Genomic DNA, 13,648 nt, shown 5'->3' with positions numbered 1-13,648 from the left:
ATACAATTTAGATCATCATTATCCTTTATTACCACTATAGCAACGTGGATTTTATGAGCATATTATTCGTGATAACCAAGATTATGAAAGAATCGCAGAATATATTGAAAATAATCCTATAATGTGGGAATTGGATAAATTAAATCCTAATTTTGAAGAAAACTACCCTACAAAATAATGAAAACAAAGATCAATCTATTACTTTTTATATTTTTAATCGCTCTTATCGCTATTGCAACAAGCTACCAACTCAACGACTTCGCTTCACTTAAAAATAACGAAGGCGTGCTGACGGATATGCGTTCTCTGGTGTTGCTGGAAATCCGCCTGCCACGTATCGCCCTTGCAGTACTGACTGGAACAAGTCTTGCCTTAGCAGGCAATGCGATGCAGGGCGTGTTTCAAAATCCGCTTGCCAGCCCGGGCTTGCTTGGGAGCAGTGCAGGAGCAACATTGGTGAGCGTGTTTATACTCTATTATCTCTCTGTGCCGTTTATATGGTTGCTGCTGGGCGGAATGGCAGGGGCGTTGTCGAGCTTTTTGTTGGTCTGGTTGATCACCAAAAATCACGGCACCACGATGATGATTTTTAGCGGTGTTGCAGTGAATGTGTTACTCGGTTCGACAGTTACGCTCTTGCTTTCCAACGCTGAAAGTCCGTGGGCGTTGGCGGAACTCTACCGCTGGTTGCAAGGATCATTAGTTTGGGCAAGATTGGATTCAGTGCTGATGTCGCTACCGTTTCTTGCTCTCGGTGTAATTTGCCTTTATTTCACACGCCGTTATTTAGATGTGCTGACCTTCGGCGAAGAAACCGCCTCAACAATGGGCGTGAATTTGCCTCGTAGCTTTTTTCTCCTCAGCCTTGGTGTCGCGTTACTGCTCGGGGCGACCATTCCACAAACTGGCACTATAGGCTTTATCGGCTTAATCGCCCCCCACCTTGCCCGACTTTGGATGAAAAAACCGCCTTCGCAGCTCTATCTGCCGAGCGCGTTAATTGGGGCGTTGATTATGCTCACCGCCGATCTTGCGGTGCAGTTTGTGCCGTTTTTTGCCAATATCTACATCGGCACGCTAACCTCCTTGCTTGGTGCACCGTTTTTGATTTGGATTTTAGTCACACAACAGCGACAAATTACGGGGTAAATGGCGATGATAAACATTGAAAATCTTTCTTTGCCCTACGGCATTAAACATCTCTCGTGCGTTCTGCCACAGGGGAAACTTATCGGTATTCTCGGGGCAAACGGTGCAGGGAAATCTAGCCTGCTCAAAGCAATAGCAGGGATTTTACCCCCAACAAGCGGTCAAATTTGGCTGGAAAATTGCAAAATCGGCGAACTTAGCCCTCAACAACGGAGCGAAAAACTCGCTTATCTTGCCCAAAATTTGCCGGTGGCGTGGCAACTTTCAGCGTATGAAGTGATTGCGTTGGGCTTGGCAAAACCGCTCCCAACACAAGCTGAACAGGAAAAAGTGCGGTCGGTTGCCGAGCAGTTTTCAATTCAGCATCTGCTTGAAAAGCCGTATCAAACCCTCTCGGGCGGGGAAAAAACACGGGTGCAGCTCGCCCGTTGTTGTGTTAAAAATGCCTCACTTTTATTGGCAGACGAACCGATTGCCGCCCTTGATCCTTACTACCAAATCGACATTATGCAGCAGCTTAAAGCTCTTACCCCACAAAAAACCTGCGTAGTGGTGATTCATCATCTCCCACTCGCCTACCGCTTTTGTGATGAAATTATTTTGCTCAAAGACGGCAATTTACTTGCCAACGGTAACACACAAGCGGTCATAAATGCTGAAAATCTGGCAAAAGCCTTTGGTATTAAGGCGGAAATGGATTGGGAGAAACGGGAAATGTGGGGGATTGAGAAGTTGGCATAGGGAGGTCGAGCCTCCCTGACTTTAGCCCTGACGGCACTCTAACCACGGTACTTGTGTGCCGTTGAGATTTCGATAGTAAGTCGAGCTATGCTCACGGGCGATTAACTCCACAGTGCTGCCGTCAATCGGTTGGTAGGAACGGTAGCTTACCTCAAACTTGTTGCCGCCTAATGTGCGGTTTTGCAGATGGTCAAACGGCTCGGCTTTGCCCCCGTCTAACTGAAAATAGATACCAAAATTTTCTTGCTTACGGCTTTCACGCGACAGCGGAAAATAGGTCGCCAAAAATGAGGTTTCACCGGTCGCAATGTTATTACAATAATAATTGTAGCGTTTGTAATTCGCGGTATTATTTAATTCCGCCTGGCTGATATTTGCTTTCAAATACCCTACCTGTGCCGATTTCTTTTGTACAGTCGGTGTACAGCCAAATAAGCCCGCAACAGTTACAGTGAGTAAAATAAGTTTAAATTTAGACATAAAAATTTTCCTAAAATAGGGTTAAAAACAAAGGTTATGATAGCGGCATTTAAGTTGGGTGCAAGCAGTCTGTCTTGTTAGAAAGTTTGCAAAGTTTTTGTGGCAGATTATGTTAATTCATTTAGAATTTTTAATTAATCCGCAGCATAACCATTTAGAGGTAATTTATCGCTATCTAAATAAGCTTTGCCGTTTTTAGCGACAAGGCGGTTTGCGCAAAACCATTCAACAACAAGTGGGTAGTAACTATGTTCTTGCTCCACCACTCTCGCCTGAACATCTTCCACTTTATCTTCAGGGTAAATTGGCACTTTGGCTTGTAGTACAATCGCACCAGCATCTACCTCTTCGTTTACAAAATGAATTGTCATTCCATGTTCTATTTCGCCCGCCTCAAGTGCTCTTTCATAGGTGTTTAAGCCTGGATATTTAGGCAATAACGAAGGGTGAATATTTAAAATTTTGCCGTCAAAACGTTGCGTAAATTCAGGGGTGAGAATCTTCATATAGCCGGCGAGTACAATCAATTCCGATCCCAATTTTTCAATTTGCTCGGCAATAGCTAAATCCATTGCTAAATTGCTTTCATAATCCTTACGGGAAAACACAAAGGTTGGAATACCTGCTTGTTTTGCTCTAACCAAACCATACGCTTCAGCCTTATTGCAAATTACACCGCAAATTTGACCGCTTATTTTGCCTGCTTTTTGGGCATCAATAATAGCTTGCAGATTAGAACCATTTCCTGAAATTAATACGACGAATTTTTTCATTTTATTGCTTATTTTGACATTAATAATTAGCTATATTATGCCTTGAATCATAAGGTCCGTACAGAGAATAAAGCAATCTTTAATAAGAATAAGAAAGAAACTAACTTAATAATAAAATGAAATCTTTGAAAGTATGGCTGGGGTACTAGGATTCGAACCTAGGGATGCCGAGATCAAAACCCGGTGCCTTACCGCTTGGCGATACCCCAAAAGAAAAAAACTAACTTAACGTTAGCTTGTGATTAAGACTTGAAAATTTGAAAATTAAGTGGCTGGGGTACTAGGATTCGAACCTAGGGATGCCGAGATCAAAACCCGGTGCCTTACCGCTTGGCGATACCCCAACACTAATTTTTGTTAATCGATAAATGGTGCGGGACGAGGGACTTGAACCCACACACCTCGCGGCGCCAGAACCTAAATCTGGTGCGTCTACCAATTTCGCCAGTCCCGCAATGGTGGCTACAGCGAGATTCGAACTTGCGACCCCAACATTATGAGTGTTGTGCTCTAACCAGCTGAGCTATGTAGCCATTTGCGTTCACCATATCGGTCAACGGAGTGCATTATGCTGATTTTAGAGCTTCTCGTCAAATACTTTTTCAAAAAAAAATGATTTTTTGATTCGCTTGAGTAGATATTCATCATTTTGATGTAAATCTAACATTTTTTGTTTATAAAATAATAAGTTATCTTTGATTATTTTCCAGTTTGCATTTCATCTTTTAGTCGAGCAAGAATCGGTTCAACATCAGGGAATTTATCCTCCCATAACGCAAACGCAAAAGCTGCCTGCCCGACTAACATCCCTAACCCGTCTTGGCACTGTGTAGCACCGCAGCTTCTGGCATAATTGAGGAAAGGAGTCTGCATATCTGGCGCATATTGCATATCATAAATTTTAGCCGAGGTGAGTAAAGCAGGTGGTAGCTCCACATATTTTCCCTGTAAACCAAGTGAAGTTGCATTAATAATTAAATCAAATGCTTGGTTTTCCAACTGTTCAAAACAAGCGGTCTGAATTTTGCCAAATTTTGCAAATTTTTCGACTAAAATAACCGCTTTATCATGGGTTCGATTATAAAGTGTAATATCTAATCCGGCTTTGAGTAGCGGTAATAATACCCCTTTAGTCGCACCGCCAGCACCTAGTATTAAGGTTTTCTGACCTGATTGTAACCAACCTAGCCGTTTCAAATCTGATGCTAAACCTTCCCCATCGGTATTATCAGCATATAATCGACCATCTTCTAATCGTTTTAAAGTGTTACACGCCTCAGCTAATAGGCAACTTTCACTATGCTCATCAGCTAATTTAAAAGCTCGTTCTTTAAAAGGTGCAGTAATGTTACAGCCTCTCGCACCTTGAGCAAAAAATGCTTTTAACTGTTGCTCAAACTCAATTTCATCGCCCAATTTCGCTAAATATTCGATATTTTTTTTGGTTTGTAAGCCAAATAATTGATGAATACGAGGCGATTTACTCTGTGCAATCGGGTTCCCCCATACAGCATATTGGTTCATTGGTTATCCTTGTCTAAAAATCTGTTGGCTAAATATATCTCGAATTTCAGAGGGGTTTTCTCTTTCAAAAGTTGGGGCATTTAATACCGGAAACGCATCACCAAATTGCTTTTTCACCTCTAAAGCCGTTCTACATGGAGGAAGTCCGCTCAAATTAGCACTGGTAGAGGTTAGTGCAAAACCGGTTGCTTCACATAATTCAACAACTGCAGGAAGATGGCATAGGCGTACTGCAATAGAATCAAATTTTCCTCGTAAATAAGCTGGTACACTTTCCTTTGCCGGCACGACCCAAGTTATCGCCTGCTCCCCAACCAAAGCTAATTGTTGCCAAGCAGATTCGTTCATTTTGCTCTCATCAATATAGGGTAATAAATAGCTTAAGTTAGAAGCCAGTAAAATAAGCCCTTTTTCCTCCGGGCGTTGTTTAAGCTGCAGTAATTTTCGCACTGCTTTTTCACTTTGCGGATTGCAGCCTAAACCAAATACTGCCTCTGTTGGATAAGCAACAACTTCTTCTTGTTTTAATTGATTAACAACGTCTAAAAAATTATTCATTGGGTTTTATTTCTGTTTGATGCATGCACTCTTTATTAGCGCAAATATAGATTTGTTTACCGCGTACTTTTTTGATAATAGCTAATTCGCAACCACATTCGCTACATTGCTGTTTAATCGGTTTACTCGCTAGAGTAAATTTACACTCGGGAAAACCTGCACAGCCATAAAATGTTTTTCCGGAACGCCCCCGTCTTGCCACTAATTTATGCGTTTTACACTCTGGACAATCTAATTCTTCTTCAACTTCACTCTCTTCTTGCACAATAAAGTGACATTCCGGATAATTGCTACAACCAATAAAAATACCGTAGTTACCTTGTTTTAGCTGCAGATTTCCACCGCATTCGGGGCAAAGTTCATCTAGCTCTTTGATAATATGGCTGGCTTGGTGTAAAGGTTTAATATAATCGCATTCAGGATAAGCCGAACAGCCTAAAAAAAGCCCTTTTTTACCCTGTTTCAGTTGCAAGGCAGAACTACACTCCGGACATTTCTCTGTCTGTTTAGTAGATTTAAAAAGTGCCATACTTTTCATTCACGAACAATAAAAACTTAAATAAGTTGGTAGTGAATCACAAAAAATTCATTATCGTTTGGATAAATTGCTCGAATTACTTCTTTAAGTTGTCCCAAGCTCATATTTTCTTGCAAAGCGTGCTGTTCATTGAGTTCATTATATTTAATCGGCGTGACGGAAAGCACTTTAATACGTGCAAAAAAGCGATCCGTTTCATTAGTAAAAACATCTAACTCTTGATTCGGACGAAAGTAGGACTCCGCTTTATCTCGAATCGTAATGGTTTTTTTACCACTTAAAATATCTGCTTCAAATCGGCTAAAAAAAGTAATTTTATTCATATTCATTGTAATCAATATCCATTAAATGGCTAAAATGATCGCTGTAAAAACCTCGGCTAACCATAAATCGCCACATTTTTTGCTTGGCTTTGAGATCCCACTCAAGCGGTCGTTTTTTCTCAAAAATTTGCTCAGCTAATGCAAACCAATCAACCTCTGCATTCTCTAATTCTTGGTTGATTAACCAATCTTTGATACCCTTTAGCTTTAATTCTTGCTTTAAACGTCGAGGTCCAATGCCTTGCGATGAGCGGTAACGAATGAAAGTCACACAAAAACGTTCATCACTTTGCCAACGATTTTCTTGAGCTTTTGCAAGTGCTTCATCAATTTCTTCCAGAGAATATTCTTTCTGCTTTAGCTTTTGTCTGAGATCATTTTCGCTATAATCCCGTTTGGAAAGTAAATATAGCAGATAATTTACTGCCGTGTACTTATTTGTTCTAGCTGTAGTTTCTGATATCGTCATATTGTCTAAATAAAAATGCGATTTCCACTTATAAGAGGAAACCGCACTCATTTTAATTAATTATAGTTCTTCGTCATTAAATTCTTCATCAATATCTGCACTATCTTCAGCATCTGATTTACTTGCAGTTAAATTTGGCGAGCTGATTAATGAAGCACGAATTTCCTGCTCGATTTTCTCTGCTACTTCAGGGTGCTCTTTTAACCATTTAATCGCATTATTTTTCCCTTGACCGATTTTATCGCCTTCATAGGAAAACCATGCACCAGCCTTTTTAATAAAACCATTTGCTTCAGCAAGAATTAATAATTCATTCATACGTGAGATACCCTCACCGTACATAATATCGAATTGGACCTCACGGAATGGTGGAGCAACCTTGTTTTTAACTACTTTCACTTTGGTTTCACTACCAATCACTTCATCACCATCTTTTACCACACCGCTGCGGCGGATATCTAAACGAACAGAAGCATAGAATTTAAGTGCATTACCACCTGTGGTTGTTTCAGGGTTACCAAACATTACACCGATTTTCATACGGATCTGGTTGATAAACACAACCAAACAGTTAGTCGCTTTAATATTAGCCGTTAATTTACGTAACGCTTGAGACATTAAACGAGCCTGTAATCCCATGTGTGAATCACCCATATCGCCTTCAATTTCAGCTTTTGGCGTAAGCGCTGCCACAGAGTCTACAATAATCACATCAACTGCACCGGAACGTACTAGTGCATCACAAATTTCTAAGGCTTGTTCACCGTTATCCGGCTGAGAAATTAATAAAGCATCAGTATCTACCCCTAACTTACGCGCATAAATAGGATCTAAAGCGTGTTCTGCATCAATAAAAGCACAAGTTTTTCCCGTTTTTTGTGCTTCAGCTACAACAGATAATGTTAATGTGGTTTTTCCTGAAGATTCCGGACCATAAATTTCAACAATACGCCCCATCGGTAATCCACCAATGCCAAGTGCGGCATCTAACCCAATAGAACCGGTTGAAACTGCTTCAATATCTAGTGCTTGAGTATCCCCCAAGCGCATAATTGATCCTTTACCAAATTGCTTTTCAATTTGGGCTAAGGCTGCTGCTAACGCCTTTTCCTTTTGATCCGGATCAGTTTGCTTTACTGCTGCATTCTTTTGGTTTTTTTTATCTACCGCCATAATTTATCCTTTATACGATTATTGGGTTAAAGCAGCCCTAAGCCGCCAAAAATAACTGCACGTTATTATAGTGTTTATTTATACAGTTTCAAGTACTTTTTTTACGAATTTCGATCAGCATCACAAAAATCAATTTGAGAAATTGCCAATGCCCTTTCTTCATCAAACGGATTTAATGCATTAATCAGCATCACCTTTTCATAAAGTGGCAAATCAGTTTTTTTAATTTGTGTTAAAACCACTTTTTGTTGTTCAAGCAATCGGGTTAACTGTGTACCTTTGAGCAAATAATTTGCAGAGCTATACCAAATACCTTGCTTCAAGAAGAGTAAATTACCTATAGAACAATCGCTCACATAGCCATTATTTACAATAATCACCTCTTCATTTTGCAAAATATTGAGCGAATCAAACCGCTTGCGATCACTATATTTTAAATGATAATCCCAATTTTCCACTTCCACACAGCGGAACCGTTGAATCTGTTTCGGGTGATAAGGGAAAAATTTCACCTCAAACTGCTCGGCGTTGTAATCAATGCGACAACGTATTTTCCCGTGTTGAAATTCTGTTGGAACTTGTAAAATTTGGACTAACGAAAAAGTCGGCTCACAGCCAAAAAAGGCTCTTACCGCTCGCTCAAAGCGTTGTTGATGATAGGGCAAATTTTGAATCTGCCCGTCAATAATTGAAAGAGTTTCAAATAGCGGAAATTGGTACATAAACTTTCTCCAAAATCTCGTTATACTCTTGTTCCAGCACACTTTGTGAGGTAATACCACCACCACTGCGGAATAATAAGCCGTTTTCGGTTTGCTCCATATAACGAATTGCCACCGCACTTTCTAATTTCTCGCCATCAAAATAGCCAAAAATGCCGGTGTAATAACCACGTTTGCCTAACTCGGCTTGTTGGATAATCGCCACTGTTTTTTCTTTCGGCGCTCCGCTGATTGAGCCAGCCGGCAGTAATTGTGCTAATATTGTGCCGATATTTTCCTGCCAATTTTCAGCTAATTCGCCGCAAATTTCCGAGCTGGTTTGTAAAATCGTGCCACGGTGAGTTTCTACTTTTTCCACATAGCGATATTTGGTTACTTCAATATTTTGAGCCACCAAGGCTAAATCATTGCGAATCAAATCCACAATGGTGTTATGCTCGGTAAATTCTTTCACAGAGTCCATCAATTTCTGCTCGGCATTTTCTTCATTCGCATTAATAGTGCCTTTCATCGGGTAAGAAAAAATTTTGTTATTTTCAATCCTCACAAAACATTCTGGCGAAAAGCAGACAAACTGCCCGTCAAAATAACACTTATATTTAGCTTGGCTTTGAGCAAAAATTTCCTCCAAGCTGTAATTAGTTTTAACCACCGTTGGGTAGGTTAAATTCAGTAAATAACTATTGCCCGCCTGAATCTCTTTTTTCACTAATTCAAAGCCGGCTTGGTAATCGGCAAAATCCATTGGCGTGGCTGAAAACTTAAAAGGTTTATCATTTTTTTTAAACGGTTTTTCTACATTCGATTTGCAAAAAAAATCAAAAAAAAGACCGCTTGTTGCTGCGTTTTCTAACGGAAAAATACGCGGTTTTTGCTGTTCAAAATCAATTAAAAAGAAAAACGGTCGCTTTTGCTTGCCATAATCATTGGCTGTTTGAATAAAATATTGCATAACTTACGCTAAATGCTGAAATTGGCTGAATCTTTAAAAGCTCTGTTATAATGCAAAGCAAGAATTTTGAAAAGCATTTTTTGAAAAAGGTTTTACCGATGAACGCATCACTTAATATTGATGAAATTTGGCTTTACGTTGCCCTTGCACTCTGCTTGCTGATTGGCATTTATCTGTTTTTTCTGCAATCCCGTTATCAGCGAGATGCCTTTGAGTTAAGCCAAGATCTTAACAAAATCACCGAAGATTTTAACCAAATCAGCCGGAAATATGAAAATCTCAGCCAAGAAAAAAGTCAGCTTGAGCAATGGGCTGTGCAGCAGCAAGCCAAATATGAATCGGTGTGCGAACGGTTAAGCGAGCGAGATAGCCAACTTCAGCGTTTTCAGCAAAAAATCGAGCTTGCCGAGCAACAAGAAAACCAGCTGGAACGCTATATTAATGAACTGAAAGAACGCATTGGTTCGGCGCAAGCGAAAGCGGAAAGTTTGGAAGAACAGCTGCAATTTAGCCAAAGTTCGCTTTCTCATAAAGAGCAGGAAAATCAGTCTCTGTTTGGGCGATTAAACGAGGTACAAAACGAGCTGACCGAATTACGCACCACCTTAAGCGAAAAACAGGCGAATTTTGATCAGCAACAACGCAATTTTGTGGAAGTTAAACAACAGCTTAATATGGAATTCCAACATTTGGCACAACAAATTTTGGACGAAAAAAGTAAGCGATTTAGTGAAACCAACCAAAGCTCGCTTGAAGCCCTACTCAAGCCGTTTAAAGAACAAATTGAAGGCTTCCAAAAGCGGGTGAATGAAGTACATAGCGAATCGCTTAAAGGCTCAGCGAATTTAGAGGCAGAAATCAAACGAGTGTTGCAAATTGGGGCATCAATGTCAGAAGAGGCACAAAACCTCGCTACCGCCTTAAAAGGCAACAATAAAATTGCCGGCAACTGGGGCGAAGTACAGCTTGAAAGTGCATTACAATCGGCAGGCTTATTGGCAGGCGAGCATTATCAATCCCAAGAAAGTTTTCGAGATGAAGAAGGGCGGCGTTTCGCTCCGGATTTTGTAGTACATTTGCCGGATCAAAAACACCTGATTATTGACAGTAAAGTGTCGTTAGTCGCCTACGATCAAGCGGTCAGATCCGAAGAAAATTTTGCAATTTCTCAAGCCTTAGGCGAACATTGTCGCTCACTCAGAACCCATATCGAGGGACTTTCCAAGAAAAATTATAGTGCCTTGTTAGGCGTGAAAAGTCCTGATTTTGTATTGATGTTTGTGCCGATTGAGCCGGCTTATATCGAGGCGATGAAACACGACCCACAATTGTTTAATTTTGGCTATGAACGCAACGTGATTTTGGTTTCCTACACCACACTTATGCCGATTTTACGCACGGTGGCGAATTTATGGCGAATTGAGCGAGGGAACACGGAAGCTCGGGAAATCAGCGAAAAAGCCGGCGAAATTTATAACCAAGTATGTGCCGTGGCTGATCGTTTAGCCAAATTGGGTAATACGCTGAATACCGCAAATAATCAATATAATCAAACAGTTACTGCTCTTGTTGGACGACAGGGCTTAATCGGCAAAGTGGAACGTTTTCAACATTTATCCAGCAAAGCCAGCCAAATTCTGCCACAAGTGGAATTGTTGGAAAACGAGGCAGATACAATAAAATTGGAAATGGTGTCTAGGGAATTTGAAGAATCAAATCTCCCCCTCCCCTCTTTGTCTAAAGAGGGGTGATCCATCATCTAGTAAATAACCTTCATCTGGCTATTTAGTGATAGAAGAAAGATGGATTGAATATTTATGGTGATCTAGTTCCCCTCTTTAGACAAAGAGGGGCTAGGGGAGATTTGAAAAATTACATAAAACAAAATGAATAAAAAATTACTTATCATCGACAACCACGACTCTTTTACCTTCAACTTGGTGGATTTACTTCGCAAAATCAATATTCCCACCAAAGTGGTATTAGTAGAAGAACTTAGCCTAGACGAGGTTGAGCAATTTAGTCATATTTTAATTTCGCCCGGTCCTGATGTGCCGAGAGCTTACCCACAAACCTTTGCAATGTTGGAACGCTATCACCAAAGCAAATCGATTTTGGGCGTGTGTTTGGGGCATCAAACGATTTGCGAATTTTTTGGCGGTACTTTGTATAATCTGCAAGATGTCCGACACGGGCAGCAACGCACGTTAAGCCAAATTCAGCCGAACCCGATTTTTAACGGCTTGCCGAATACCTTTCAAGTGGGCTTGTATCACTCTTGGGGCATTTTGCAAAATTCTTTGGAAAACACACCGCTTGTTACTACCGCCATTTGCGACCAAAATGTGTTGATGGCGTTCAAACATCGGAATTTGCCGATTTACGGCGTGCAATTCCACCCTGAATCCTTTATCACCGAATATGGGCTTCAAATTTTGCAAAATTGGCTGGCGAATTAAACAAGATTTTCAGCCGAAAATCCGCTATAATCTGCGGTTATTTACCTTATTTCAAAACAAACGAGAACAGCTTTAAAAAATGAAAGATTCCATCATTAATAAATTAGAAAGTTTAAGTGAACGCCACGAAGAATTACAGGCACTTTTGGGTGATGCGTCGGTCATTGCCGATCAAGAAAAATTCCGTGCCTATTCCAAAGAATATTCCCAATTAGAAGAAGTAGTTGGCACATTCAATCGCTGGAAAAAGCTCAATAACGATATTGAAGAGGCCCAATTATTGCTAGATGATCCTGATATGAAGGATATGGCAGCCGAAGAAATCGCTGAGAACAAAGCCGAAATTGAGAACCTTGAGCAACATTTACAAATTTTATTATTACCGAAAGATCCGAACGATGAATACAACGCCTTCCTTGAAATCCGTGCCGGTACAGGCGGTGATGAAGCAGGGATTTTCGCTGGTGATTTATACCGTATGTACAGCCGTTACTGTGAAAGCAAACGCTGGAGAATTGAGGAAATGTCAGCCAACGAAAGCGAACAGGGCGGATACAAAGAGATCATCGTCAAAATCAGCGGTGAAGGTGTTTACGGACAGCTTAAATTTGAATCAGGTGGCCACCGCGTACAACGTGTACCGAAAACTGAATCACAGGGGCGTATCCATACCTCAGCCTGTACGGTGGCGGTAATGCCTGAGTTGCCGGAAAGCGAAATGCCGGAAATCAATCCATCGGATTTGCGTATCGATACCTACCGTTCATCGGGTGCAGGCGGTCAGCACGTCAATACCACCGATTCTGCGGTGCGAATTACCCATATTCCGACAGGGATTGTAGTGGAATGCCAAGATGAGCGTTCACAACACAAAAACAAAGCCAAAGCCTTGGCCGTGTTAGCCTCTCGTATCGTGCAAGTAGAACAAGAACGCCAAGCAGCAGAACAAGCGGATACCCGTCGTAACTTGCTTGGCTCGGGAGACCGCTCGGATAAAATCCGTACCTACAACTACCCGCAAGGGCGTGTAACCGACCACCGCATCAATCTCACGGTTTACCGCTTAGATGAAGTGATGAATGGCAAAATTGATGAATTAATTCAGCCGATTATTACCGAATACCAAGCAGATCAGTTAGCGGCGTTGTCGGATCAAGCATAAAAATAGAGTTATAGCTGCTCTTATTAAACTAATTTGGTGCAAAGGCTACAAACTCATTTTTAGGAACGAGAGGAATTTTAATATGAAAAAAGTGTTACTTATAACAGCCACTACTCTACTTGTAGGTTGTAATAATTTTATCACCTCTACCCAAACACAAAAAAATGAAGTGATTACTCCAACTACTGAATACTTTATTGGTGAATGGGAATGTGCAATGAATGGTGTGGCTGCAACCTCAAACAAAGTTAAACTGAATAAAAATGGTAAAGCAAGTTATCTCGGTAATGTAACATTACCTACGGAAAAACCACTATTCAACTATGCTCTTGAACGTTCAGGAAGCTGGAAATTTGCAGATAATATTTTAACCTATAGCTTTAATCAGAGTAAGGTTTCTCGTGCACACGCTGACGAAGTACAAGCAAATATTCAAGCTGACCAAGAACTACAAAACTTAGAAAAAGAATACTTTAAGGCATTAAATCAACAAACCAAAAAATCGGGCAAATCTAACGTTAACCTTTCAGTAAGTAACTTTACAAGCAAAGCATTTAGTATTGAACAGAAAGTTGCTGAAACTGTACGTTCGGGGAATTGTGTAAGGGTTTTATAATTTACTATT

16 protein-coding genes, 4 tRNA genes and 1 pseudogene are annotated in these 13,648 nt (G+C 40.6%); 7 read left to right on the top strand and 14 right to left on the bottom strand.

Features of this window, described 5'->3' with window-relative positions; all coding sequences use genetic code 11:
• Positions 1-31 precede the first annotated feature (31 nt).
• From A4G16_RS11030 to A4G16_RS00780, 3 genes and pseudogenes are all read left to right on the top strand, one after another.
• Positions 32-178: pseudogene (locus A4G16_RS11030) on the top strand (transposase); the annotation flags it as partial.
• Complete coding sequence (locus A4G16_RS00785) at positions 178-1,149, top strand: FecCD family ABC transporter permease (RefSeq protein WP_165888278.1); 972 nt, start codon at positions 178-180, stop codon at positions 1,147-1,149. The pseudogene A4G16_RS11030 and the gene A4G16_RS00785, both read left to right, overlap by 1 nt.
• A 6-nt stretch (positions 1,150-1,155) precedes the next feature.
• Complete coding sequence (locus A4G16_RS00780; RefSeq protein WP_165888277.1) at positions 1,156-1,890, top strand: ABC transporter ATP-binding protein; 735 nt, start codon at positions 1,156-1,158, stop codon at positions 1,888-1,890.
• Positions 1,891-1,911: 21 nt separating this feature from the next.
• On the opposite strand, the gene A4G16_RS00775 is transcribed toward A4G16_RS00780, so the two are convergent.
• The 14 genes from A4G16_RS00775 to A4G16_RS00710 form a co-directional block, all read right to left on the bottom strand.
• A complete protein-coding gene (locus A4G16_RS00775) occupies positions 1,912-2,370 on the bottom strand; it encodes a hypothetical protein (RefSeq protein ID WP_165888276.1) in 459 nt (152 codons plus the stop codon).
• A 134-nt stretch (positions 2,371-2,504) separates the two neighbouring features.
• On the bottom strand, positions 2,505-3,143 hold the full coding sequence (gene purN, locus A4G16_RS00770) for a phosphoribosylglycinamide formyltransferase (RefSeq protein ID WP_165888275.1): 639 nt from the start codon (positions 3,141-3,143) through the stop codon (positions 2,505-2,507).
• 134 nt (positions 3,144-3,277) lie between these two features.
• Positions 3,278-3,352, bottom strand: a tRNA-Gln gene (locus A4G16_RS00765).
• Positions 3,353-3,412: 60 nt separating this feature from the next.
• Positions 3,413-3,487: transfer RNA gene (locus tag A4G16_RS00760), tRNA-Gln, on the bottom strand.
• A gap of 25 nt (positions 3,488-3,512) precedes the next feature.
• A tRNA-Leu gene (locus A4G16_RS00755) sits at positions 3,513-3,597 on the bottom strand.
• A 2-nt stretch (positions 3,598-3,599) separates the two neighbouring features.
• A tRNA-Met gene (locus tag A4G16_RS00750) sits at positions 3,600-3,676 on the bottom strand.
• A gap of 166 nt (positions 3,677-3,842) precedes the next feature.
• A complete protein-coding gene (gene aroE / locus A4G16_RS00745; protein WP_165888274.1) occupies positions 3,843-4,667 on the bottom strand; it encodes a shikimate dehydrogenase in 825 nt (274 codons plus the stop codon).
• 3 nt (positions 4,668-4,670) lie between these two features.
• Positions 4,671-5,225 carry a Sua5/YciO/YrdC/YwlC family protein gene (locus tag A4G16_RS00740; protein ID WP_165888273.1) on the bottom strand — a complete coding sequence of 185 codons (555 nt, stop codon included), beginning with the start codon at positions 5,223-5,225 and terminating at the stop codon, positions 4,671-4,673.
• Positions 5,218-5,754, bottom strand: a complete 537-nt coding sequence (locus A4G16_RS00735) for a type I DNA topoisomerase (RefSeq protein ID WP_165888272.1) — start codon at positions 5,752-5,754, stop codon at positions 5,218-5,220. The genes A4G16_RS00740 and A4G16_RS00735 overlap by 8 nt, the downstream gene beginning before the upstream one ends.
• Before the next feature lie 26 nt (positions 5,755-5,780).
• The gene (yqfB, locus tag A4G16_RS00730; RefSeq protein WP_165889870.1) at positions 5,781-6,086 is read right to left on the bottom strand and encodes a N(4)-acetylcytidine aminohydrolase; all 306 of its coding nucleotides are present in this window, start codon (positions 6,084-6,086) and stop codon (positions 5,781-5,783) included.
• A complete protein-coding gene (recX, locus tag A4G16_RS00725; RefSeq protein ID WP_165889869.1) occupies positions 6,079-6,555 on the bottom strand; it encodes a recombination regulator RecX in 477 nt (158 codons plus the stop codon). Before recX ends, yqfB begins: the two co-directional genes overlap by 8 nt.
• A 60-nt stretch (positions 6,556-6,615) precedes the next feature.
• A complete protein-coding gene (gene recA / locus A4G16_RS00720) occupies positions 6,616-7,728 on the bottom strand; it encodes a recombinase RecA (RefSeq protein WP_042802292.1) in 1,113 nt (370 codons plus the stop codon).
• A gap of 101 nt (positions 7,729-7,829) precedes the next feature.
• The gene (locus A4G16_RS00715) at positions 7,830-8,450 is read right to left on the bottom strand and encodes an aminotransferase class IV family protein (RefSeq protein WP_165888271.1); all 621 of its coding nucleotides are present in this window, start codon (positions 8,448-8,450) and stop codon (positions 7,830-7,832) included.
• Positions 8,428-9,402 carry an aminodeoxychorismate synthase component I gene (locus tag A4G16_RS00710; RefSeq protein ID WP_165888270.1) on the bottom strand — a complete coding sequence of 325 codons (975 nt, stop codon included), beginning with the start codon at positions 9,400-9,402 and terminating at the stop codon, positions 8,428-8,430. Before A4G16_RS00710 ends, A4G16_RS00715 begins: the two co-directional genes overlap by 23 nt.
• Positions 9,403-9,500: 98 nt before the next feature.
• Between A4G16_RS00710 and rmuC the strand changes: the two genes are divergently transcribed.
• The 4 genes from rmuC to A4G16_RS00690 all read left to right on the top strand — a co-directional run bounded on the left by rmuC (position 9,501) and on the right by A4G16_RS00690 (position 13,639).
• A complete protein-coding gene (rmuC, locus tag A4G16_RS00705; RefSeq protein ID WP_165888269.1) occupies positions 9,501-11,153 on the top strand; it encodes a DNA recombination protein RmuC in 1,653 nt (550 codons plus the stop codon).
• Positions 11,154-11,288: 135 nt separating this feature from the next.
• Entirely contained in the window at positions 11,289-11,861 is a 573-nt protein-coding gene (locus A4G16_RS00700) for an anthranilate synthase component II (RefSeq protein ID WP_165888268.1), read from the top strand.
• Positions 11,862-11,940: 79 nt separating this feature from the next.
• On the top strand, positions 11,941-13,023 hold the full coding sequence (gene prfA, locus A4G16_RS00695; RefSeq protein ID WP_165888267.1) for a peptide chain release factor 1: 1,083 nt from the start codon (positions 11,941-11,943) through the stop codon (positions 13,021-13,023).
• 82 nt (positions 13,024-13,105) lie between these two features.
• Positions 13,106-13,639, top strand: a complete 534-nt coding sequence (locus A4G16_RS00690) for a hypothetical protein (protein ID WP_165888266.1) — start codon at positions 13,106-13,108, stop codon at positions 13,637-13,639.
• Positions 13,640-13,648 lie beyond the last annotated feature (9 nt).

The organism is Mannheimia granulomatis (genome assembly GCF_011455695.1).
GTDB lineage: Bacteria > Pseudomonadota > Gammaproteobacteria > Enterobacterales > Pasteurellaceae > Mannheimia > Mannheimia granulomatis_A.
This window is presented reverse-complemented; position numbering and strand designations above follow the sequence as displayed.